Raw genomic sequence first — 22471 nt, 5'->3', positions numbered from 1 at the left:
GCGGGCTTGCCCCGCGATACATCAGCGATCTTTACGCTTTCTTTATGTCCTGACCCGACCCCCCATCTCGCCCCTTTACGCCCCTCCCTCGGACAATTTCCCCAAAGCGGCCTTCACGCCGCAACTAGGGGAGATTGCACATGTACATGCTCGACGGGCTGTCACTGCTTCTGGCGGTGGCGTTGGCGGTTTACCTGCTGGTGGCGCTGCTGCGCGCCGATCGCGGCTAAGGGGCGACCATGCACAGTTACGATTACCTGTTGCTGCTGGCGTTCTTCGCCATCGTGCTGCTGCCGGCGCCCTGGCTTGGGCGCTTCTACTTCAAGGTCATGGAGGGCCAGCGTACCTGGCTATCGCCGCTCCTGGGCCCGGTGGAGCGGGGCTGTTACCGTGTGGCCGGCGTGCGCGCCGACCAGGAGCAGAGCTGGAAGCAGTACACCCTGGCCCTGCTGGCCTTCAACCTGGCCGGTTTTTTGATGGTGTTCGGCGTCCTGCAACTGCAGGGCAGCCTGCCGCTCAACCCGCAGCACTTGCCGGGCCAGGAATGGTCGCTGGCGTTCAACACCGCGGTCAGCTTCATGACCAACACCAACTGGCAGGCCTACAGCGGTGAAGCCTCGGTCAGCTACCTGAGCCAGATGATCGGCCTTACCGTGCAGAACTTCGTCAGCGCCGCCACGGGCCTTGCCGTGCTGGTCGCCCTGTGCCGGGGCATCGCCCGCCGTTCGGCCAGCACCCTGGGCAACTTCTGGGTCGACCTGACCCGCGCCACCCTCTACGGCCTGCTGCCGCTTTGCCTGGTGCTGGCGCTGCTGCTGGTCTGGCAAGGCGTGCCGCAGACCTTTGCCGACTACGTCCACGCCCTGACCCTGCAAGGCACCGACCAGACCATCCCGCTGGGCCCAGCCGCCAGCCAGATCGCCATCAAGCAGTTGGGCACCAACGGTGGTGGTTTCTTCGGCGTCAACTCGGCGCACCCGTTCGAGAACCCCACGGCCTGGAGCAACCTGTTCGAAGTGGCTTCGATCATCCTGATCCCGGTGGCTCTGGTATTCACCTTTGGCCACTACGTGAAGGACCTGCGCCAGAGCCGCGCGATCATCGCCTGCATGCTCGCGCTGTTCCTGATCGGCGGCAGCACCGCGCTGTGGTCGGAACACCAGCCCAACCCGGCCCTGGAAAGCGCCCAGGTGCAGCAGAGCGCGCCACTCGAAGGCAAGGAGAGCCGTTTCGGCACTACCGGCTCCGTACTGTGGACGGTGACCACCACCTCGGCCTCCAACGGTTCGGTCAACGCCATGCACGACAGCCTCAACCCGCTGACCGGCATGGTGGCGATGGTCAACATGATGCTTGGCGAAGTGATTTTTGGCGGTGTCGGCGCGGGCCTCTACGGCATGCTGCTGTTCGTGCTGATCGCCGTGTTCCTGGCCGGCCTGATGATCGGCCGCACCCCGGAATACCTGGGCAAGAAGCTGCAGGCCCGTGAAGTACAGCTGTTGGTGGCGACCCTGCTGGTGATGCCGGTGGGCGTGCTGGTGCTCGGCGCCATCGCCGCCAGCCTGCCAGGGCCTGCCGGCGCGGTGACCAACCCCGGTGCCCACGGCTTCAGCCAACTGTTGTACGCCTACACCTCGGGTACCGCCAACAATGGCTCGGCCTTCGCCGGCTTCGGCGCCAACACGCCGTTCCACAACGTGATGATCGGCCTGGCCATGCTAATCGGCCGCTTCGGCTACATCCTGCCGGTGCTGGCCCTGGCCGGCAGCCTGGCCGCCAAGAAGAGCGCGCCGCAAGGCCTGAACAGCTTCCCCACCCACGGCCCGTTGTTCACCACGCTGCTGCTGGTGACCATCCTGCTGGTCGGTGGCCTGACCTTCCTGCCGACCCTGGCCCTGGGGCCGATTGCCGAACACCTGAGCCTGGGTTTCTGAGGAACACACCATGAACATGCCCATTCCCGAAGTGAAGGCGCGTCATAGCGCCAAGGACCAGACCCGTTTCGCCGCCCTGTGGCGCCCGGCGCTGGTGCAGGCCTTCGTCAAGCTCGACCCGCGCCAGCTCAAACGCGCCCCGGTGATGCTGGTGGTGGCCCTCACTGCCATGCTGACCACCGTGCTTTGCTTCGCCCCTGAAAGTGGCGTGAGCACTTCAGTGGCCGTGCAGATCACCGTATGGCTATGGTTCACCGTGCTGTTCGCCAACTTCGCCGAAGCCCTTGCCGAAGGCCGTGGCAAGGCCCGCGCCGACAGCCTCAAGGCTGGCAGCCAGGGGCTGGCCGCCAAGCGCCGCAAGAGTGACGGTACGTTCGAGACCGTCGCCGCCACCCAGTTGCGCAAGGACGACGTAGTGCGCGTTGTGGCCGGTGAGCTGATCCCCGGCGACGGCGAGGTGCTCGAAGGCATCGCCGCGGTCAACGAGGCGGCCATCACCGGCGAGTCCGCGCCGGTGATCCGCGAGTCCGGCGGCGACCGTTCGGCCGTTACCGGCAACACCCGCCTGGTCTCAGACTGGCTGCTGATCCGCATCACCAGCAACCCCGGCGAGTCGACCCTGGACCGCATGATCGCCCTGGTCGAAGGCGCCAAGCGGCAGAAGACCCCCAACGAGATCGCCCTCGACATCCTGCTGATCGGCCTGACGCTGATTTTCCTGATCGTGGTGGTGACCCTGCAGCCGTTCGCCCGTTTCGCCGGTGGCGAGTTGCCGCTGATCTTCCTCGCCGCGCTGCTGGTGACGTTGATCCCCACCACCATCGGCGGCCTGTTGTCGGCCATCGGCATTGCCGGCATGGATCGCCTGGTGCGTCTGAACGTGATCGCCCGCTCCGGCCGCGCCGTTGAAGCGGCAGGCGACGTGCACACGCTGATGCTCGACAAGACCGGTACCATCACCTTCGGCAACCGTCGCTGCAGCGCACTGCACGCAGCCTCCGGCGTGACCGCCAAGGAGCTGGGGGAGGGCGCCTTGCTCGCCTCGCTGGCCGATGACACTGCCGAAGGCAAGTCGATCGTCGAGTACCTGCGCCAGTTGCACGACTTCGCGGAACCGGCGAGCAACCAGTACGAAGCCATCGCCTTCAGCGCCGAGACGCGCCTGTCGGGTATCGACTTCCAGCAGCGCCGCTACCGCAAGGGCGCCGTCGACGCGGTACTGGCCTTCTGCGGCCTGCAACGCCTGGAGCTGCCCACCGCGCTGGCCCGTGAAGTGGAGCGCATCGCCCAGAGCGGCGGCACCCCGCTGCTGGTGTGCGTCGACAAGCACCTGCTCGGCGTGATCCACCTCAAGGACGTGGTCAAGCCCGGTATCCGCGAGCGCTTCGCCGAACTGCGCAAGCTCGGCATCCGCACCGTGATGGTCACCGGCGACAACCCGCTGACCGCCGCCGCCATTGCTGCCGAGGCGGGTGTCGATGACGTGCTCGCCGAGGCCACTCCGGAGAAGAAGCTGGCGCGGATCCGCCAGGAGCAGAACGACGGCCGCCTGGTGGCCATGTGCGGTGACGGTGCCAACGACGCCCCAGCCCTGGCCCAGGCCGACGTGGGCATGGCCATGAACGATGGCACCCAGGCGGCCCGCGAGGCCGCCAACATGGTCGACCTGGACAGCGACCCGACCAAGCTGCTGGACGTGGTACAGGTGGGCAAGGAGCTGCTGGTCACCCGTGGCGCGCTGACCACCTTCTCCATTGCCAACGACGTGGCCAAGTACTTCGCCATCCTGCCGGCGCTGTTCGCCGCCATCTACCCACAGTTGGGCGTGCTCAACCTGATGCACCTGGCCAGCCCGCAAAGCGCGATCCTCTCGGCCATTGTGTTCAACGCGCTGATCATCATCGTGCTGATCCCCCTGGCGCTGCGCGGGGTGCGGGTGCAGGCCGCCAGCGCCGCCCATTTGCTGCGGCGCAACCTGCTGATCTACGGCCTGGGCGGCATTGTCGTGCCGTTCGCCGGGATCAAGCTGATCGACATGCTGCTCACTGCGTTGCACCTGGTCTGAGGAGACTGACATGACCGCTTATGTACGCCCGGCCCTGAGCCTGATCCTGCTGATGACCCTGGTCACCGGCGCGCTGTATCCCCTGGCGGTGACCGGCATTGCCCAGGTCGCTTTCCCTGAACAGGCCAACGGTAGCCTGGTGCGTGATGACCGCGGCCAGGTGCGTGGTTCGGCGCTGATCGCCCAGGAATTCAAGGGCGACGGTTGGTTCCAGTCGCGCCCTTCGGCGGGCGTCTATGCCACAGTAGCCAGTGGCGCGAGCAACCTGGCGCCGAGCAACCCGGCGCTGGCCGAACGGGTCAAGACTGACGCCTCCCAGCAGTACCAGGCGCAGCAGGGGCCGGTGCCCCAGGCGCTGCTGACCACCTCCGGCAGCGGGCTGGACCCGCACCTGCCGCCCGAGGCGGTCGCCTACCAGCTGCCGCGTGTGGCGGCGGCGCGGCAGGTCTCTGAGGAGCGCTTGCAAGTGCTGGTGAATGACGCCACCCTGCGCCCATTGGTCGGGCCGCCGGTGGTGAATGTGCTGGCGTTGAACCAGGCGCTTGAACGCCTTGCTCCGAGCCACTGAAACCGGGGCCGCTTTGCGGCGATGGCCTGCGCAGCAGGCCCTCATTCGTTACATTTTGAAGGATGAAGCATGAGCAACCCCACCCGCGCCGACGCGCTGTTGGCCGGCCTGCCCCGGGAAGGCCGCGGCAGGCTCAAGGTGTTTCTCGGCGCCGCGCCCGGGGTCGGCAAGACCTTTTCCATGCTCCAGGCCGCCCACGCCCAGCAACGCCAGGGCGTACGCGTGGTGGCCGGAGTGGTCGAGACCCACGGTCGCGCCGAGACCGAGGCCTTGCTCGGCGGGCTGACCCAACACCCCCTGCTGCGCAGCGAATACCGCGGCGTGATCCTCGAGGAAATGGACCTCGACGGCCTGCTCAAGGCCGCGCCACCGCTGGTGCTGGTCGACGAACTGGCGCACACCAACGCCCCCGGCAGCCGCCACGCCAAGCGCTGGCAGGACGTGCAGGAACTGCTCGCCGCCGGCATCGACGTATACACCACGGTCAACGTCCAGCACCTGGAAAGCCTCAACGACAAGGTCCGCGACATCACCGGCGTGCAGGTGCGCGAGACGCTGCCCGACTGGGTGTTGCAGGAAGCCTTCGAACTGGTGCTGATCGACCTGCCGCCGCGTGAACTGCTCGAGCGCCTGCGCGAGGGCAAGGTTTACGTACCCGAACAGGCACGGGCGGCCATCGAGGCCTATTTCTCCCAGACCAACCTCACCGCCCTGCGCGAACTGGCCATGCAGACCGCCGCCGCCCAGGTGGACGCGGACCTGGCCAGCGGCTATCGCCAGCGCGGTCAGGAAGCCCCGGCCCTGCGCGGCCGGCTGCTGGTGGGCATCGATGGCGACGAGCAGGCCGAACGCTTGGTGCGCCATGCCTGTCGCGTCGCCCAGCGTCGCCATCTGCCATGGAGCGTGGTCCATGTCGACAACGGCCGCCTGCGTGACGAGACGGCCCGCCATCGCTTGCAGGCCGCTCAGCAACTGGCCGAGCGCCTCGGCGGCGAAGTGGTGCTGCTGCGCGCCGGCGAAGTGGCGCGCACGCTGATCCAGCACGCCGCCGAGCGCCGCGCCAGCCTGGTGCTGGTGGGCCAGTCCCGTGACCTGTTGCGTCGGCGCCTGTTCGGCGCCGGCGTGGCGGCGCGCCTGCTGCGTGAGAGCCACGGCCTGGAGATCAACGTGCTCGACCGCGACGCCCAGCCGCCAGCGGCGCGTACGGCGGTAAAGCGTGTATGGGTGTGGCGCCACTACCTGCTCGCGCTACTCGCCACCGCGCTGGCGGCGGGCTTGTCCTGGGCGGTGTCGAGCGTGCTGGCGCTGCCCAACATCTCCCTGGTGTTCCTCGCCGCCGTGCTGCTGGTGGCAGTGCGCAGCAGCCTGGGGCCGGCCCTGGCGTGCGCGGCGCTGTCGTTCCTCACCTACGATTTCCTGTTCATCCCGCCGAATTTCTCCTTCGCCATCCAGCGCGAAGAGGACGTGCTGACCCTGGTGTTCTTCCTGCTGATGGCCGCGCTCACCGGCAACCTCGCCGCTCGCCAGCGTCGCCAACTGCAGGCCTTGCGCGAAACCCAGGCGCAGACCAACCAGTTGCTCGACCTGTCGCGCCGCCTGACCGTTGCCACCGACCGCCAAGCGGTGTTCAGTGCTGCCGGCCAGCATATGGATGGCTGGCAGGGCGTGCAGGTGTGTCTGCTCGAACGCAGTGCCGAGGGCCTGCTGCAGGTGGCCAGCGGTGGCGCTCCCGCCTTCACCGACAATGAACGCGCCGCCGCCGAATGGGCCTGGCAACATGGCCAGGCCGCGGGCTTCGGCAGTGACACATTGCCCCACGGCCGCTGGTGGTGGTGGCCGCTGGCCGTGGAGGAACAGCCCCTGGCACTGCTCGGCATACGCCCACGCGACGGCGAGCCCTTGAGCGACCAGCGCCGTCGGCTGTTGATGGCCCTGGCGCAACCCCTGGCCCAGGCCCTGGCCCGTGCCCGCCTGGGCGAGCAACTGGAAGCCGCCCGTCTGCACGGCGAAACCGAGCAACTGCGCAGCGCCTTGCTCGCCTCGGTGTCCCACGACCTGCGCACGCCGCTGACGTCGATGCGCGGCAGTATCGACAGCCTGCTGGCGCTGGGCGACGCCATCCCCCCGGATGACCGCCGCGAACTGCTCGAAGGCACCCGAAACGAAGCCGAGCGTCTGGACCGCTACATCCAGAACCTGCTGGACATGACCCGCCTGGGCCATGGCACGCTCAAGCTGGCCCGCGACTGGGTTGCCCCGGCCGATATCGTCGGCAGCGCCCTCAATCGCCTGCGCGTGGTGCTGGCCCCCCTGCGCGTGCACACCGACGTCCCGCCCGAACTGCCGCTGCTGTTCGTGCACGCGGCGTTGATCGAGCAGGCGCTGATCAACGTGCTGGAAAACGCCGCGCGTTTCTCTCCAACGCAAGGCCGCCTGGAACTTCAGGTCTCGGTGCGCGATGAGCAACTGTGCTTCGCCGTGGCCGATGAAGGCCCCGGCATCCCCCAGGATGAACGCGAGAAGATCTTCGACATGTTCTACACCGCCGCCCGCGGCGATCGGGGCGGGCAGGGCACCGGCCTGGGCCTGGCGATCTGCCAGGGCATGATCGGTGCCCATGGCGGGCGGATCCTGGTCGACGACGGCATCGATGGTCACGGCACCCGCATCACTCTATGCTTGCCGCTGCCGACCCAACCCGATACTGAAAGTGAAGCCCCATGAGCCAAGCCGCCACCCTGCTGGTGATCGACGACGAGCCGCAAATCCGTAAGTTCCTGCGCATCAGCCTGGCGTCCCAGGGCTACAAGGTGATCGAGGCCGGCACCGGCAGCGATGGCCTGGCCCAGGCCGCCTTGAACAAGCCCGACCTGGTGGTACTCGACCTCGGCCTGCCGGACATGGACGGCCAGCAGGTGCTGCGCGAGCTGCGTGAATGGAGCACGGTGCCGGTGATGGTGCTGTCGGTGCGTGCCAGCGAAGTGCAGAAGGTCGATGCCCTCGACGGCGGGGCCAACGACTACGTGACCAAGCCGTTCGGTATTCAGGAATTCCTCGCCCGGGTGCGGGCATTGCTGCGCCAGGCGCCCCAGGTGGGCAACCTCGCCTCGGCGGCGAGTTTCGGGCCGCTGGTGGTGGACTTCGCCTTTCGCAAGGTTACCCTGGATGGCATAGAGATAGCCTTGACGCGCAAGGAGTACGCGCTGCTGGCGCAGTTGGCCGGGCACCCCGGGCGGGTGATCACCCAGCAGCAATTGCTCAAGGACATCTGGGGGCCGACCCATGTCGACGACACCCACTACCTGCGCATAGTGGTGGGGCACCTGCGCCAGAAACTGGGCGACGACCCCACCGCGCCGCGGTTCATCGTCACCGAGGCGGGCGTGGGATACCGGCTGGTGGCGCCGTCCGACCCGTGAACAGGCCGGGCGATGGGATCATGATTGGGCAACTGCCGATAGTTCTTTTTCCGTTACTACCCGATTGCGCCCCTGCGCCTTGGCTTGATAGAGCAACCGGTCCGATCTTTCCAGCGTGTCCGACATCGATTCGCCGGCTCTCCACAGGGCAACCCCCAGCGATATCGTGATATGCCCGACGGTATCGAGTTCCGCGGCTTCGATCACGGTTCGAAGCCGCTCGGCAACCTCCGCGCCAGTAGCAATTGAACCGTTGGGCAGCAGCAGCAGGAATCCCTCGCCGCCCACCCTGCAGACCAAATCGTCTGGGCGCGAGGCCTGCCTCATCAACTGGGCCACGGTGCGCAGGGCTTCATCGCCGACGGCATGGCCGTAGGTATCGTTGACCCGTTTGAAATGGTCGATGTCCACTGCGATCGCAGCGAAGGTTTTCAGTGTTTGCTGCCACAACACCAAGGTTTCTTCCATCGCCCGGCGATTCGCCAGTCCGGTCAACGGGTCACTGTGTGCCTGTTGATTGAGCCGCCCGATCTTTTCTTGCAGAAGGTTGGCCCCCAGCAGCAGAGCGCGGCGGATCTGCCAGCTTTCAAAATAATCCGCAGGTACCGCGAGGATGCGCTCGTAGCTTTCAGGTGCATCCAGACGCTTGGCGCTCTCCGCCAGACGAGAGAGCGGGACGGAAATTTTCACGCCCAGCCACCAGATCAACAGCAGGCCGAACACACCGAGTGGGACGATGCCTTTGGCAACTTTGATCGTCGTCGCCTCCAGCGTTGCCTCAATGTTCGACAGCGGCCGCTGTGAAATCACGCTCCAACGGCTGCTGGGGATACTGGCGAACCCGGCGAGCATCTCGTTGCCACTGCTGTTTATCGCTCGCATCGAGCCGTGACTGTGCTGGAGCGCCGCCTCGACGATAGGGTCGGTTGCCAGGATCGTACCGATGCGCTCCGGGTCAGGGTGGTACAGCACTTGCCGATGGCTGTCGACCAAATAGACATGCGCGCCATCTTCGCGGATGTTCAGGTCCATGAGCGCCTGCAACGTGTTTTTCTGCTCCAGGCGGATGCTCCCGCCCACAAGCCCAAGGTATTCACCATTGCGGCTGAAAATGGGATGGGAAACGAACACGACCAGGTTGCCGGCAAGGGACTTGAATGCGTCGCTGATCATCGGCTCTCGCCTCGTCAGCGGCGAGCGACGTTGCAGCACCTGGCCGTCCAGTTGCAGGCTGCTGGGGGCCGAAGCAATGATTTTTCCTTCGGCGTTGGCTATCAGTACCGAGTTGAAGCTGTGGTCCTGGCTCAGGAGGCGGTGCGCCTCATCGTGCAGGGCAGATGGGTCTGTGAAGGTGCGACCGATGACGGTGGATGCAAAACCCAGGCGATCGAGCTCGGAGCTCAATACCCCCTCCACACTGGTAGCGATTCGGGCAGCATAGGCTTCGTTGGTCTGGAGGGCGTTCTCCACCAGCTCGGCTTTCTGGGTGGTGAACATCACCACGAACGTATTGGCCAGGGTTGCGATGGCACAGATCAGCGCGAATGCCAGCAGCAGCGTGCGCAGGGTGAGTTTGGGGCGTGGCCGTGTGGGCATGTGGCGCATCCGGATGCTGAAGGCATGCGATTTGGTGAAGTAGCGTCGCCGTGGGGTTGGAAACGCGCTCCTTGCGCCTTGTGGCGTATCCTTTGTGGCCTTCTGCATCAAAACGCGATAGTTCGGGCTGAGTATCTCACATCTGTTTTTGAGCCACCATTTTGACATTTATTCGACGGCGCATCGCCTTTCGGCGACCCGCCGCGAACAATCGCTTGCCCTTGCCGGCTAGTCCATTCGCTCGAGCTGCAACAATTCCTCTACCGTCTGCCTGCGGCGAATCATGCGCAATTCACCCTGATCGAGCAGGAACTCAGGCAACAATGGCCGGCTGTTGTAGTTCGACGACATGGACGCGCCATACGCCCCCGCATCGTGAATCACCAGCAGGTCACCGACCTTGGCCTGGGGCAGGTCCTGGGGGGTCAGCTCTTCGTCGTTCTGGGTGAACACATCTCCCGACTCGCACAGCGGCCCCGCCACCACGGTCGGTTGCAGCGGGCGGCTCACTGGTCGGCCCACGGCATCGAACAGGCTCATGCGGTGGTAGGCGCCGTACATGGCTGGGCGCATCAGGTCGTTGAAACCGGCGTCGACCAGGATGTAGTGGCGCTCGCCCATCTGCTTGACTGCGCGCACCTCGGCCACCAGGTAGCCGGACTCGGCCACCAGGAAGCGCCCCGGCTCGATCTCCATGCGCACGGAGTGGCCGAGCATCGCCTCGATTTCCGAGCGGGCCACCGCCCAGGTGTGGGCGTAGCGCTGCAGGTCCACCGGTTGGTCGCCGTCGCGGTAGGGGGTGGACAGGCCGCCACCGATGGAGAAGGCCTCGATATCCATGCCCAGGCGGCCGATCAGCCCGACCATGGCTCCGGCCACCTGTTCCAGATGTGCGTAGTCCACCCCCGAGCCGATGTGCATGTGCACGCCCACCAGGTGCAGGCCGTGCTGCTTCACGCAGGCCAGCGCCTCGGGCAATTGCTCATGCCAGATGCCGTGCTTGCTGTTCTCGCCGCCGGTGTTGGTCTTGCGGCTGTGGCCATGACCGAAGCCGGGGTTGATGCGCAGCCACACCCGGTGGCCGGGGGAGCGCTCGCCGAGCTGGCGGAGCATGTCGATGGAGCCGGCGTTGACCTCGATACCGGTCTCCACCACCCGCGCCAGGGTCGGCTGGTCCAGCACGTCGCAAGTCAGCACCACGCCAGCCGGCTCGCCGCCCACCGATGCGCCAGCGGCGAAGGCGCGTTCCATTTCCCCCAGGGACACCGCGTCGAGCACCAGGCCGCGTTCGCGGATCAGGCGCAGCACGTGCAGGTTGGGGTTGGCCTTCTGCGCGAAGCGCACGGTGTCGAAGTGCTGCTTGAGCTGGTCGATGCGCTGATGGATGGTCTGGGCGTCGTAGGCCCACAGCGGCGAGCCGTGCTGGCGGACGGCATCGGCCAGGAGGGTGGTGGTCATGGTGGCGTTCCTTGTTTTGGATACGCCGATGGTGAGGCAGTTTTGGTGATTCAGAAAAATAGCTATTGTTCTGAAGGCAATTCATATCTGATATGTAGCAACCCCTCCAGATTTCTGGTTACGCACAGGTCTTGTTGCAGCCATGCGACTTTCCATTCGTCATATCGAAGTTTTCCGCGCCATCATGGCCGCCGGCAGTGTCACTGGCGCCGCGCGCCTGCTGTTCACCTCACAGCCCACGGTCAGCCGCGAGCTGGCGCGCATGGAGCAGGTCACCGGCCTGAGTTTGTTCGAGCGCGAAGGCGGGCGCCTGGTGCCCAGTGCCCAGGCCTTGTTGCTGATCGAGGAAGTCGAGCGTGCCTTCGTCGGCCTCGAGCGCATCGACCGCTTCGCCCAGGCCATCCGCAATTTCGAGCAGGGCCGGCTGGCCGTCACCTGCCTGCCGTTGTTCTCGCAAACCCTGCTGCCGAAGGCCTGCAAGGCGTTTCACCAGCATCATCCTGGGGTCAGCCTGAGCATCACCGCCCAGGAGTCGCCGTTGTTGGAGGAGTCGCTGGTCGCCCAGCAGCACGACCTCGGCCTGACCGAGACCGCGCAAGTGCCGCGGGGTGCGGTCGGCGAGCTGTTGTTCAACGCCGACATGGTCTGCGTGCTGCCCGCGCAGCACCCCTTGCTGGCCAAGCCGGTACTCCAGTTGCAGGACTTCCATGAGGTCGATTTCATCAACCTTGCCAGCTTGGACAGCTACCGCCAGCAACTCGACCGGCATTTCCGCGAGGCCGGCGTGAACCGGCGCACGATCATCGAGACCACCAGCGCCGCCTCGGTGTGCGCCATGGTCCGCCAGGGGCTGGGGGTGGCGATCATCAACCCGCTGAGCGGGCTGGAAGCGGGGCAGGCTGGGCTGGCGATCCGCCGCCTGAGCCTGTCGGTGCCGTACCAGGTGATGCTGATCCGGCCAGAGCTGCGGCCGGCGTCAGTGGTGCTGGAGCCGTTCTGCCAGGCGCTGCGGGTGCAGGCCAGGGCAATGGAGGCGGCCTTGGCGCAAGGCGCCTGAGCGGTCGGGCGACCGATTGGAACGTTCTCAGCCACGCCAGGGTCAACCCCATCAGCAGTGATCGAAAATGCTCCACAGCATGAGGAATCGCCATGAGTACGCTGACGATCGAAGGCTGGTTCAAAGCTGAGGGTGATCGCAGGTCCACCCCGGTGGGCGATATCCACTTCGACATCCAGGGTGTGAACCACCGCAAGTTGGAGCAGGCCGAGGAGCGCCTGCAACAGAGCCACGAGCCCGAGGCGATGGTGGATGTCGATATGGAGAGCCTGAACCTGGTGTTGCCCGAGGGCTACGGCCCGTTGTCGGACTGCCGCCTGCGCGTCTATCTGAGCGACGACGAGCGTGGCCAGTTTCACCTGGTCGGGCATCGGGCCAGCGATGGCAGCCTGATCTACACCAATGCGGTGTTGATCGCTCAGCTGAGCTGAGTATCGGCTGCGCGGTCGCCGGTTACCAGGCGTGCCGCCACTGACGTTGCCACTTCGATGAAAGCCCGCGCCGCCGCGCTCTGGTAGGCGCCCCTGCGCTGCATCAACACCGCAGTGCGCTGCAGGCGCAGTGGGTCCAGGGCAATGGCGGCCAGGTCGTCATGGGCCAGGGCGATGGTGGCGGGCAGCAGGGTCGACAGTGTCGTACGGCGCACCACTTCGATCACTGCGCCAATGGCGTTGGCCTCCATCCGCACCCGTGGGCGTATACCGTGCTGGCGGAAATAGCGCTCGATCTGCTCGCGCGTGGCGAACTCGGCGCTGAGCAGTATCAGCGACTCGTCGTTGAGCGCCTGCGGGCCAATGCTGCGGGCAGTGGCCAGCGGATGTGCGCGACCGACCACCAACGCCAGGGTTTCCACCAGCAGCGGGCGGCTGTCGATGTCCTGGCTGTGGACCTCATCGAAAGCGATGCCGACATCCAGCTCATCGGCCTGTAACAGCTCCTCCATGCGCTCTTGGGCGATTTCGCGCAGGTTCAGGGTGATGTTGGGGTAACGCGCATGGAAGGCCTCGACCAGCGGGCCGATCAGGTAGCTGGTGAAGGTCGGCGTTACCGCCACCCGCAGCGATCCTCGGCTCAGGTCGCCCACGTCATGGATGGCGCGCCTGGCCTCCAGCAGTTCCTGTTCCGCCCGCTTGGCATAGCGCAGGTAGACCTCCCCGGCATCGGTCAGCCGCGTGCTGCGCCCGGAACGGTCGAACAACTGCGCGCCAAGGCTTTCCTCCAGTTGCCTGACCTGTTGTGACAGCGCAGGCTGGGAGACATGCAGCGCCGCTGCGGCGCGGGTGAAACTGTGGTGTTGCGCCACTGCGAGAAAGTACTGGAGGTGCCGGGCAAGCATGACTGTTTCCATAAGATAATCTGATGCGCTTCATCATAAATGAGACTTTTACCTTATGTAATGCGCTGCGTAACCTTTGCCTCAACACACCGCGACATTGAGGCAAGCAGCCATGAAAGACATCATCGACGGTTTTCTGAAGTTCCAGCGCGACGCCTTCCCCGAGCGGGTCAAGCTGTTCAAGGACCTGGCCACCCAGCAAAGCCCCCGGGCGCTGTTCATCTCCTGCTCCGACAGCCGCCTGGTGCCCGAGCTGGTCACCCAGCGCGAGCCGGGCGACCTGTTCGTCATCCGCAACGCCGGCAACATCGTGCCTTCCTACGGCCCTGAGCCCGGCGGCGTATCGGCCTCGGTCGAATATGCCGTCGCCGCCCTGCAAGTGGCCGACATCGTCATCTGCGGCCACTCCGACTGCGGCGCCATGACCGCCATCGCCACCTGCAAGTGCCTGGACCACATGCCTGCCGTGGCCGGCTGGCTGCGCTATGCCGACTCCGCCCGGGTGGTCAACGAGGCGCGCCAGCATCACAGCCCGCAAGCCAAGGTCGAGGCCATGGTGCGCGAGAACGTGATCGCCCAGCTGGCCAACATCCAGACCCACCCCTCGGTGCGCCTGGCCCTGGAAGAGGGCCGCGTGCGCCTGCATGGCTGGATCTACGACATCGAAAGCGGCCGCATCGATGCCTTCGATGGGCGCACCGGCCAGTTCGTGGCCCTGGCGCAGAACCCTGACGTCAACGCCGTTTCCCACCCCTCCAGGCACGTTGCCTGAACCTCTTTCAAACCCAAGGAGATACACCATGATCCAGTCGCAAATCAGCCAGAACGCCCGCCTTGCCCTGAGCGAAGTCATCCTCCTGGCCAAGGCCCGCAAGGACCTGTCGTTCGCCCAGATCACCGACGGCACCGGGCTGTCCGAAGCCTTCGTCACTGCCGCGCTGCTGGGCCAGCACCCGCTGCCGGCCAGCGCTGCCCAGGTGGTGGGTGACAAGCTCGGCCTGGACGCCGATGGCATCGCCCTGCTGCAGACCGTGCCACTGCGCGGCAGCATCCAAGGCGGCGTGCCGACCGACCCGACCATCTACCGCTTCTACGAGATGCTGCAGGTGTACGGCACCACCCTCAAGGCACTGGTCCACGAGAAGTTCGGCGACGGCATCATCAGCGCCATCAACTTCAAGCTCGACGTGAAGAAGGTTGACGACCCGGAAGGTGGTTCCCGCGCGGTGATCACCCTGGATGGCAAGTACCTGCCGACCAAACCGTTCTGATTCGCCCTTAGGGGAATGGCCCGACCGCAGCAAGACGGCCGGGCCATTTCCACGCTCGCTAATGATCCCCTATCAGGAGTGACGGCATGGACCTGATCTTCAGAAATGTCCGCATCGACGACGCAAAACCCTTGATGGATGTGGCCGTGCGCAATGGCAAGATCACTGATATCGCCCAGACGATCACGGCAACGGCAAACCAGGAAATCCAGGGCAACGGCAATGTCCTGGTCCCCGGCTTCGTCGAAGCCCACCTGCACCTGGAAAAAGCCAACGTCATGCAGCGCAAGGCCAACCGCTCCGGCACCTTGAAGGAAGCGATCGCCGTCACCGCCGCGCTCAAGCCCACCCTGACCCGCGACGATATTCGCGAGCGTTCTGTGCAGGTGTTGCGCGCCCTGGTGCAGGCCGGCACCACCCATGTGCGCGCCCACGCCGAGTTCGATCCGGCCCAGGGTTTTACCGGCCTGGACGTGGTCCTGGAGCTGCGCGAAACCTTGCGTGATGTTATCGATATCCAGGTGGTGGCGTTTCCCCAGGAAGGCATCCTGAAACTGCCCGGCATGAAAGCGATGATGGTCGATGCCATGGAGAGGGGCGCCGATGTGGTCGGCGGCATTCCCTACAACGACGTATCGCCCCTGGAGCACATCGATTTCGTCTTCGACCTGGCCCAGCGCTACGGCAAGGACATCGACCTGCACCAGGACTTCGCCGACGACGCCGAGCACATGACCATCGAGTACGTCGCCCGCCGGACCCTCGCCGCGGGCTACCAAGGGCGCGTCAGTGTCGGCCACCTGACCAGCCTGGCGGCCGTGGAGCCAGCGCGCCAGGCGCGCATCATCGCGCTGCTGCGCGAAGCCGGCATCAGCGTGATGTGCCTGCCTGCCACCGACCTGCACCTGGGCGCCCGCGGCGACAGCCACAATGTGCGCCGCACCTTGACGCCGGTGCGGGCGTTGCGCGATGGCGGGGTGAACGTGTGCCTGGCCACCAACAACATCCGCAATGCCTTCACCCCCTACGGTACCGGCGACCTGCTGCACATCGCGCAACTGGCCATTCCCGCCTGCCACCTGGGCGGGGCGGACGACCAGGCCACGGTGCTGCCGATGCTCACCAGCAACCCGGCCAAGGCCCTGGGGTTGCAGAACCATGGCCTGGCGGTGGGCAACGACGCGGACCTGGTGCTGATGGATACCCACCGTGTCAGCGATGTGATCCTCGACCTGCCGGCGCGGCTGATGGTGCTCAAGCGCGGCAGGGTGGTGGCGACGGCCGAGCATCGCCGCTCGGTGGTGTTCTGAGCGGTTGTTACGGTAACTGCGTCAGGTGGGGTTGCAGCGTGTTGTCAGCCCTGAGCCGCCACGGCAGCTTGATCGTTGAAGCCCTGCTCCAGTTCGATCCCGTATTGAAACATCGCCATGTCCATGATCCGCGCGGTGGGGTATTGCAGCCCAAGGCGTCCGGTGCGCAGGGGCAGGGCAGGGACGGCGAGTTCCTCGACCAGTTCCGCCAATGCCGCCAGGCCTTTGCCACTGGCATTGGTGATTGAGGAGCGGCGGGGGAACAGATCGCGGCATGCCGCAATATAGAAGCGGTCGAGCGCTGGGCACTCACCCCAGACGCCCATCAGAATCTTGGTCTTGAGGGTGTTCGTCCAGGAGACGTTGGTCGCCAGGGACTCCATGGAGCCCAGCACGGAATCCAGCAATTTCTGATGGCGGGCCCGGTTGCTGTTGTCAGGTCCGAAGTCCTCCAGCGAGAGATCAAGCAACTCGGCACCCTGACCTTCGAAGAGCAGTTTGGCCAAGGCCTTCATCAGGTCCAGATTGCTGTTCTGCAGGAGCCCCGAGGAACCTCGGAACATCCCCCAGTTCGCCAGGTAGAAACCGATGTGCAGCGCGGTCGTCTCTAGCTGTGTCTTGGATGTCAGGTCGGACCAGTGGGTACGGGAATCGTCCCAGATGTACTCGTACAGGAACTCCCAGGCCTTGAGCCTTGGGTAAAGATTGCCTGGCGCCGGCTGGATGTTGCCGTAGTAGGTCTTGGCGTAGTGATGCACATCGAAAGTCATGGGGCAACGTCCTGTCGAGATGGGGGTGGCATTCTAGTGGCGCATGATCCGCCAGTCGACCATGACGGATGTTCTGCCAACCCGTGTTCATAGGTCGTGCTCATGATCCGCCACGTGTCGCTGTCGGTGGGTAGCAGGTGCTCGATCCGCAGCGAAGCCGCCGCTTTCGCAAGGGAATGTCTCACTAAGGGTTTGGCTATCGCCCCGTATCAACGCGATCGATGTTGGCAGACGCGCCGCGTTCTCTCCCTCTAGTTTGCGCAGGGCGTGCTGGAACCCCGAACAACAATAACGAGGGACCCCGACCATGCCCACCGCCCCCCAAGCGTCCAACGCCTGGCGCATCCTGTTCCTGCTGTTCCTGGCCAACCTGTTCAATTTCTTCGACCGTACCATCCCCGCCATCGTCATCGAGCCGATCCGCCTGGAGTGGCATCTGAGCGACTTCCAGATCGGCATCATCGGCACCGCCTTCACCCTGGTCTACGCCATCGCCGGCCTGCCGCTGGCACGTATCGCCGACACCGGTTCACGCAGCAAGCTCATGGGTTGGGGCCTGCTGGTGTGGAGCGGGCTGACGGCGGTCAACGGCATGGTCGGCAGTTTCTGGAGCTTCCTGCTGGTGCGCATGGGCGTGGGCATCGGCGAGGCCAGCTACGCGCCCGCCGCCAACTCGCTGATCGGCGACCTGTTCCCCGCCGGGCGGCGGGCAAGGGCGATGGGCATCTTCATGCTCGGCTTGCCGTTGGGCCTGTTGCTGGCGTTCTTCAGCATCGGCGCGATGGTCGAGGCCTTCGGCAGCTGGCGCGCACCGTTCTTCATTGCCGCCGTGCCTGGCGTGCTGCTGGCGCTGTTCATCTTCATGATCCGCGAGCCTGCACGCGGTGCGGCGGAGTCTGTGGCCATCGCCCAGACCCCGCTCGACCGCCCGCTGCGCCGGGTGCTCAGCGTGCCCACCTTCGCCTGGCTGGTGTTGGCGGGGCTGACCTTCAATTTCGCCACCTATGCCTGCAACTCATTCATGGTGCCGATGCTGCAGCGTTACTTTGCGCTAACGCTGCACGACGCCGCAGTGGCCACCGGGCTGATCGTCGGCCTCAGCGGCCTGGTGGGCCTGACCCTCGGCGGCTGGGTGGCCGACAAGGTGCACCAGCGCTTCGCCAATGGCCGCCTGGTGTTTGCCGCGTTGAGCATGCTGGTAGCCAGCCTGTGCACCGCCTGGGCGCTGAATGCCGGGCGCATCGAGCTGGGGGTGTTCGTGGCGGTCTTTGGTATTGGCTGGCTGTTCTCGTACAACTTCTACACCTGCGTGTACACCGCCATCCAGGATGTGGTGCAACCGCGCTTGCGGGCCACGGCCATGGCACTGTTCTTCGCCGGGCTGTACCTGCTGGGCGGCGGGCTAGGGCCGGTGGTGGTCGGCGGGCTGTCGGACCACTTCGCCGTGGCGGCCATGACGGCGGCGGGTGAGGGCCTGATGAGCGAGGCGCTCAAGGCACAGGGGCTGCATGATGCGATGTACTTGATCCCCGTGGCGCTGATGTTGACCATGTTGTTCCTGCTGGCGGCTTCGAGGTGTTTCAGCCGGGATGCGCAGCGGATGCGCGAGGGCATGGTGCTGGAGGGCGGGGCGGTGGCGGGGCAGGCGGCACAGGCTTGAGTCCGTGCTTACCGGCCTGGACGCTAGCACTTGCTGGCATGTCCGCTGGCTTTCTCGCAGACTACCCTTCTTTGCGCAAGAGCAGGGGAGCAGCAGTCAATGCGCGTTGTGGTGGATACCCGGACAGACGAAATACTTAGACTGGAGCATTTGTTGGAGGGGGGAAACTATACGCTCTGGTTGAACAGTTACGGTCCCTTTCCCCTGGACAGGTCACTCGAGGCGCAGTTGCGTCATTCGGTGGGCAAAGGTTGTACCGTTGGTGGTGATTCATCGACCTGTGCAAGCGCCGCTCGCGGCGAAGTCATCGAGTCCCTGCTGCACTCAGGGGACGGCGGCTACGGGCCGTTGGAGCTACCTGCCAAGCGTTCGGAAGTGCTCAGGTTGGCAGAGGTGCTGCTCCGCCAGGTTCATCTTGACCGGGCCGACATTATCCGCAGGTTCTGGCTTGTCGAGGGGCACCCGGCATATCCCGTGTGGTGGGATTTTGCCTTCGACATTCAAGCCCAGGGGCAGCGCTGGATACTGATGGGCAGCGCGAGTGATTAAGCGGATCGCTTGGGTTATCAGTAATTGCTTGTAGTCGAGAAGGTTGGCACTGAGGTCATCGAGACCTGGCGCCGCGAATATTACTCAAATCTCGGCGTTGCGGATCACCCGTTGATACGCCGCCGTCATGGCTTGCCATGTTTCGCTGTCGGCGGGCACCAGGTGCTCGATACGCAGCGACGCCACCGTGATGTCCTGCGGCATGCCGAAGGTGGTGAAGGTGGACAGGAAGCGCAGCTCACCCTCGGCAGTGCGCACCCGGGTCAGCACCACTGGAGACATCGGCGTATCCGCCGCCAACGCGGGGGGCACGGGCAAGTCTTGCAGTAGTCTGGCCAGGTCAGGATTGCTCACAGCCTCCCTGGCCGCCCGCTGCCAGGCAATCGCCCGTATCTCGTCTGCATTGACCAGATGATCCCCCAGCCCGCCCGGGCGCAGCAGTGTGTCCAGCAGGTTGAGGCCCGAGGTGCTGGTGGTCGCTACGCTGGCCATTGCGAACAACAGTCCGGCACTGGCATTGGCCGCCGTGATGTCCCAGTTGCTGGCGATGACGATGGCCGGTGCGGGGTTGTTGGCCTGCAGGATGTGCTCCACGGCGTCGTGCACCATCTTCATGGCCGGGGCGTCCGCTGCAGAGGCCATGTAGCGCGGTGCATAGCCAGCCGCGAGGAACACTTCGTTGCAGTGCTCGAGCGGCACCTGCAGCGCGCTGAGCAGGGCATGCAGGGTGCCGGGGCTGGCCTTGGCGCGGCCGGTTTCCACGCAGCTCAGGTGGCGTTGCGAAACACCGGCGAGCAACGCCAGGTCGAGCTGGCTGAGCCCGGCCTGGCGCCGCAGGCGGCGCAGATGTGCGCCCGCATTGGTGGCGGTGGGCGGGTGCGGGGTATGGAAGGGAAGAGGGCTCATGCTGCGACTCTGGCTGTCCTTGGCTGAAGCGTCCATGACCTGTGAGGTCATTGAGGCAGGGCGACTGTATCACTACTGTGCGGGGGTGAATCACTCAAGGAGAGGACGATGCGCGTTGAGAAGTTTGCCTTGCCGGTGCTGCTGGCGTTTGTGCTGTATACCGGCTGGACGATGCTGCAGGCGCGGCAGTCGCTGCTTGCCTTTGGCCTTGAGTTGCTATCACGGCCCGATACGGCCCAGGTGGTGATCGACCTGTATCTGATGGCGGCGCTGGCCTGTGTGTGGATGGTCAACGATCACCGCAGCCGCTGCGGGTCGCTGCTCGGTGTGTTGCCCTACCTGTTGTTGACTGTGGTGTTCGTTTCGATGGGGCCGCTGTTGTACATCGTAGTCAAGGGCTTAGTGCACAGGTGTCAAGCATGAGCGGCGCCCTGGCGGCTTTTGCTGGTTGCGTGGTGGTGCTGTGCTGCAAGATGCTGGCGATCTCCTGTTACCAGGGCTATCACCGGCTGCGCCACCTTGCGTTCATCAACCCGGAAGATGCAGCGGTGTTCGGGCGCTCGGCACAGCCCGCAGATTTGCCTGCAGTGACACGGGCCATGCAGGCCTGGCGCAACGATCTGGAGAACATCCCGATGTTCATTGCGCTCGCTGGGCTGGCGGTTGCACTGCAGGCGCCCGTCACCCTCACCTTGTGGTTGAGTGGCGTGTTTACCGCAGCCAGGGTGTTGCATACGGTGACTTACCTGGCGGGCATCCAGCCGTGGCGGACGGTGAGCTATGGCTTGGGTGTGCTGTGCCTGGTCGGGCTGGCGGGGTTGGTAGTCCAGCGGGTGCTGGTGGCGCAGTTACCTGGGTGATGGGCCATGCCTCGCAATGCCCCGTACAGGGTCTGGTATCACCCGATCAGTTGAACCCGGCCATGAACTTCGCCATATCGCTTTTGACGTTGTGTGCATTAGCCATGACTTCTTCGAACAACGTCTTCATCAACTCGTAATCCTGCTCTCGGTCAGTCACGGAGAACGGTGTGGAGCCAGTGCTTCCATTGAGCCGAAACCAGAACGTGCTGATTTCCCGGTCGGGGTCGAAGTCGGATGAAATGATGAGCGTGATTCCCTCGTGGGAGGCCACGTAAGAGGCGCCTTCACCCACGCTCCATTGCAAGCTGCCGATGCGAGTGTGCTGAAGGACGAACGCCATGAACTTTTCGAATTGAACGGGGATCATGCTGGCTCACCTATGTATTCATTTTTTGAAGCCGAATGCGTCAAGAGCTCATCCTGCATTCGTTTGAGTGTATCGATGGTCAACCTGTAGGGGTTTTGGCCCGCACCCGAAGCGGGGTATTGAGGTGCCGCATAAGTCGGGTTCGCCTGTGCCCTGTTTGCTCTGGACTGCACCACATGCTCATAGCTGTTGAGGATATCCAGGTTTTCACGGTAGCGCTCGGGGGTATGCTGCTTCGAGAATAAGGCAATGTAGCCTTGCTTGATGCGTGAGATGAAAATCACTGAAACAGCTTTCTTGCTGTTCAGGTCGCTGAGCGCCGCATTGATGATTTCAATGCAGGCCTGGACGTCGTGGTGCTCCATCTGGCGTTTGAGCCGGTTGTGAGCGACTTCGGCGGCGTGGGCCATCTGGCGTGTGACCGAACCAGTGCGCATGATCTCGAAGATTGCCACGATCAGGCCGAACAGGGTGATCCAGAAGCCCAGGAAGCCCAGGGTGTTGACAGGGTCTTTGATCAGGGAAGGGTAATTGATACCAGACAGGATCGCACCCACCAGCAGGAGCAGGAATATGAACACATACACCCATCGACTCAAAGGTTTTCCTATCATGGCAAACGTCCGTTAGTTGCAGTGTGCCTGGATTGTGCAAACGTTAATTCTAGCTTCGCAGTACCTCATACTCCAGCAGCCATGCCGACCCAAGCTGTCGGCTGTTTCCTGTGGTTTGAACGCCTTGAGTAGAAAACCCCATCCCGCCAGGACGCGTGTCAAAGCGGGCCAGGGCCCTCGCGCAGCGACAATGGCCGTGGTAGTTTGCGCCGCCTGCTAATAAGGACGCATGCCCTGGATTATCGAGTGACAAGGAACGTCGAGGCGGGCGATATCCCGTCGCCTTTCAGAAAACTGGCCATACGGCTGCTGGGTGTGTTCGTGGTCCTTCCGGTGGTGGTGGTCGCGGGATACGGCGGCATGGCTGCCTTGCTCATCCTCACCGCGATGACCCACGAGAACTGGGGTGAGCGCTGGGTCGATCAACTGGCCCGCCTGGGGTTGGCCCTGCTGGTGGTGGTGGGCTTGTTCGGTGTGAGGACTGGGGTAAGGCTCTATCGCCACTTCATCCTCAGCACCCAGCCACCGCCCTGGGCCCGCGCGGCCTGGCGGGGGCTGGCCAGCGCAAGCCTGGCGAACCTGCTGATCATGTACTGGATACCGGGGCCGATGTTGCTCATGGGGTGGCCCTTGATCGGCAGCGCGGCGTTCGCCCTGCTGTTGCTGCAAAGCGCCAGGCGGGCAGGCCGTAGTACAGGAAACATCTGACGATGCCAATGTCAGGCCTG

At 64.6% G+C, this 22471-nt stretch carries 23 protein-coding genes; 16 read left to right on the top strand and 7 right to left on the bottom strand.

What is annotated here, in order from left to right; genetic code table 11:
• The first annotated feature begins 140 nt into the window (after positions 1 to 140).
• From kdpF to KHO27_RS13785, 6 genes are all read left to right on the top strand, one after another.
• Positions 141 to 230: a K(+)-transporting ATPase subunit F gene (kdpF, locus tag KHO27_RS13810; RefSeq protein ID WP_011534724.1), complete on the top strand. Its 90-nt coding sequence runs from the start codon at positions 141 to 143 to the stop codon at positions 228 to 230.
• A 9-nt stretch (positions 231 to 239) separates the two neighbouring features.
• Complete coding sequence (gene kdpA, locus KHO27_RS13805; RefSeq protein ID WP_110703474.1) at positions 240 to 1934, top strand: potassium-transporting ATPase subunit KdpA; 1695 nt, start codon at positions 240 to 242, stop codon at positions 1932 to 1934.
• A 10-nt stretch (positions 1935 to 1944) separates the two neighbouring features.
• Positions 1945 to 3999 carry a potassium-transporting ATPase subunit KdpB gene (gene kdpB, locus KHO27_RS13800; RefSeq protein WP_214500378.1) on the top strand — a complete coding sequence of 685 codons (2055 nt, stop codon included), beginning with the start codon at positions 1945 to 1947 and terminating at the stop codon, positions 3997 to 3999.
• A 10-nt stretch (positions 4000 to 4009) separates the two neighbouring features.
• Positions 4010 to 4567 (top strand): potassium-transporting ATPase subunit KdpC, encoded by a 558-nt coding sequence (kdpC, locus tag KHO27_RS13795; RefSeq protein ID WP_214500377.1) that lies wholly within the window; start codon positions 4010 to 4012, stop codon positions 4565 to 4567.
• A gap of 69 nt (positions 4568 to 4636) precedes the next feature.
• Positions 4637 to 7291 carry a DUF4118 domain-containing protein gene (locus KHO27_RS13790; RefSeq protein WP_110703483.1) on the top strand — a complete coding sequence of 885 codons (2655 nt, stop codon included), beginning with the start codon at positions 4637 to 4639 and terminating at the stop codon, positions 7289 to 7291.
• Positions 7288 to 7986, top strand: a complete 699-nt coding sequence (locus KHO27_RS13785; RefSeq protein ID WP_110703485.1) for a response regulator — start codon at positions 7288 to 7290, stop codon at positions 7984 to 7986. Before KHO27_RS13790 ends, KHO27_RS13785 begins: the two co-directional genes overlap by 4 nt.
• 18 nt (positions 7987 to 8004) lie before the next feature.
• Here KHO27_RS13785 and KHO27_RS13780 read toward each other — a convergent pair whose 3' ends face one another.
• Entirely contained in the window at positions 8005 to 9582 is a 1578-nt protein-coding gene (locus KHO27_RS13780; protein WP_214500376.1) for a diguanylate cyclase, read from the bottom strand.
• A 228-nt stretch (positions 9583 to 9810) separates the two neighbouring features.
• Positions 9811 to 11040, bottom strand: coding sequence for a diaminopimelate decarboxylase (gene lysA / locus KHO27_RS13775; protein WP_139669759.1), 1230 nt, complete (start codon positions 11038 to 11040; stop codon positions 9811 to 9813).
• Positions 11041 to 11182: 142 nt separating this feature from the next.
• On the opposite strand from lysA, the gene KHO27_RS13770 reads away from it, so the two are divergent.
• Together KHO27_RS13770 and KHO27_RS13765 are read left to right on the top strand one after the other, a co-directional pair.
• On the top strand, positions 11183 to 12097 hold the full coding sequence (locus tag KHO27_RS13770) for a LysR family transcriptional regulator (RefSeq protein ID WP_198755283.1): 915 nt from the start codon (positions 11183 to 11185) through the stop codon (positions 12095 to 12097).
• A gap of 92 nt (positions 12098 to 12189) precedes the next feature.
• Positions 12190 to 12528, top strand: coding sequence for a hypothetical protein (locus KHO27_RS13765; protein ID WP_198755284.1), 339 nt, complete (start codon positions 12190 to 12192; stop codon positions 12526 to 12528).
• Here the strand turns inward: KHO27_RS13765 and cynR are convergent.
• Entirely contained in the window at positions 12516 to 13433 is a 918-nt protein-coding gene (cynR, locus tag KHO27_RS13760) for a transcriptional regulator CynR (RefSeq protein ID WP_214500375.1), read from the bottom strand. The two genes, KHO27_RS13765 and cynR, sit on opposite strands and share 13 nt — an antisense overlap.
• Before the next feature lie 112 nt (positions 13434 to 13545).
• On the opposite strand from cynR, the gene KHO27_RS13755 reads away from it, so the two are divergent.
• The 3 genes from KHO27_RS13755 to KHO27_RS13745 all read left to right on the top strand — a co-directional run bounded on the left by KHO27_RS13755 (position 13546) and on the right by KHO27_RS13745 (position 16014).
• A complete protein-coding gene (locus KHO27_RS13755) occupies positions 13546 to 14205 on the top strand; it encodes a carbonic anhydrase (RefSeq protein WP_046854796.1) in 660 nt (219 codons plus the stop codon).
• 28 nt (positions 14206 to 14233) lie between these two features.
• Positions 14234 to 14704, top strand: a complete 471-nt coding sequence (cynS, locus tag KHO27_RS13750) for a cyanase (protein ID WP_038706489.1) — start codon at positions 14234 to 14236, stop codon at positions 14702 to 14704.
• Between the two features lie 86 nt (positions 14705 to 14790).
• On the top strand, positions 14791 to 16014 hold the full coding sequence (locus KHO27_RS13745) for an amidohydrolase family protein (protein WP_214500374.1): 1224 nt from the start codon (positions 14791 to 14793) through the stop codon (positions 16012 to 16014).
• Positions 16015 to 16058: 44 nt separating this feature from the next.
• Here KHO27_RS13745 and KHO27_RS13740 read toward each other — a convergent pair whose 3' ends face one another.
• Positions 16059 to 16784 (bottom strand): hypothetical protein, encoded by a 726-nt coding sequence (locus tag KHO27_RS13740; RefSeq protein ID WP_110703499.1) that lies wholly within the window; start codon positions 16782 to 16784, stop codon positions 16059 to 16061.
• Between the two features lie 307 nt (positions 16785 to 17091).
• Between KHO27_RS13740 and KHO27_RS13735 the strand changes: the two genes are divergently transcribed.
• Together KHO27_RS13735 and KHO27_RS13730 are read left to right on the top strand one after the other, a co-directional pair.
• Positions 17092 to 18444, top strand: a complete 1353-nt coding sequence (locus KHO27_RS13735; RefSeq protein ID WP_110703501.1) for a spinster family MFS transporter — start codon at positions 17092 to 17094, stop codon at positions 18442 to 18444.
• Positions 18445 to 18543: 99 nt separating this feature from the next.
• On the top strand, positions 18544 to 18993 hold the full coding sequence (locus tag KHO27_RS13730) for a hypothetical protein (protein WP_214500373.1): 450 nt from the start codon (positions 18544 to 18546) through the stop codon (positions 18991 to 18993).
• An 84-nt stretch (positions 18994 to 19077) separates the two neighbouring features.
• Here KHO27_RS13730 and KHO27_RS13725 read toward each other — a convergent pair whose 3' ends face one another.
• A complete protein-coding gene (locus KHO27_RS13725) occupies positions 19078 to 19899 on the bottom strand; it encodes a helix-turn-helix domain-containing protein (RefSeq protein ID WP_250888365.1) in 822 nt (273 codons plus the stop codon).
• Between the two features lie 108 nt (positions 19900 to 20007).
• Here KHO27_RS13725 and KHO27_RS13720 point away from each other — a divergent pair, with 108 nt between their 5' ends.
• Positions 20008 to 20322 (top strand): DUF2834 domain-containing protein, encoded by a 315-nt coding sequence (locus tag KHO27_RS13720; protein ID WP_110703505.1) that lies wholly within the window; start codon positions 20008 to 20010, stop codon positions 20320 to 20322.
• Positions 20319 to 20759, top strand: a complete 441-nt coding sequence (locus KHO27_RS13715; protein ID WP_110703507.1) for an MAPEG family protein — start codon at positions 20319 to 20321, stop codon at positions 20757 to 20759. Before KHO27_RS13720 ends, KHO27_RS13715 begins: the two co-directional genes overlap by 4 nt.
• 46 nt (positions 20760 to 20805) lie before the next feature.
• Here KHO27_RS13715 and KHO27_RS13710 read toward each other — a convergent pair whose 3' ends face one another.
• The gene (locus tag KHO27_RS13710) at positions 20806 to 21129 is read right to left on the bottom strand and encodes a hypothetical protein (RefSeq protein WP_110703509.1); all 324 of its coding nucleotides are present in this window, start codon (positions 21127 to 21129) and stop codon (positions 20806 to 20808) included.
• On the bottom strand, positions 21126 to 21743 hold the full coding sequence (locus KHO27_RS13705; protein WP_146230439.1) for an ABC transporter permease: 618 nt from the start codon (positions 21741 to 21743) through the stop codon (positions 21126 to 21128). The genes KHO27_RS13710 and KHO27_RS13705 overlap by 4 nt, the downstream gene beginning before the upstream one ends.
• Before the next feature lie 246 nt (positions 21744 to 21989).
• Here KHO27_RS13705 and KHO27_RS13700 point away from each other — a divergent pair, with 246 nt between their 5' ends.
• Complete coding sequence (locus KHO27_RS13700) at positions 21990 to 22451, top strand: hypothetical protein (protein ID WP_214500371.1); 462 nt, start codon at positions 21990 to 21992, stop codon at positions 22449 to 22451.
• Positions 22452 to 22471: the final 20 nt, after the last annotated feature.

The sequence above is a fragment of the Pseudomonas sp. RC3H12 genome (assembly GCF_018596375.1).
GTDB lineage: Bacteria > Pseudomonadota > Gammaproteobacteria > Pseudomonadales > Pseudomonadaceae > Aquipseudomonas.
This window is presented reverse-complemented; position numbering and strand designations above follow the sequence as displayed.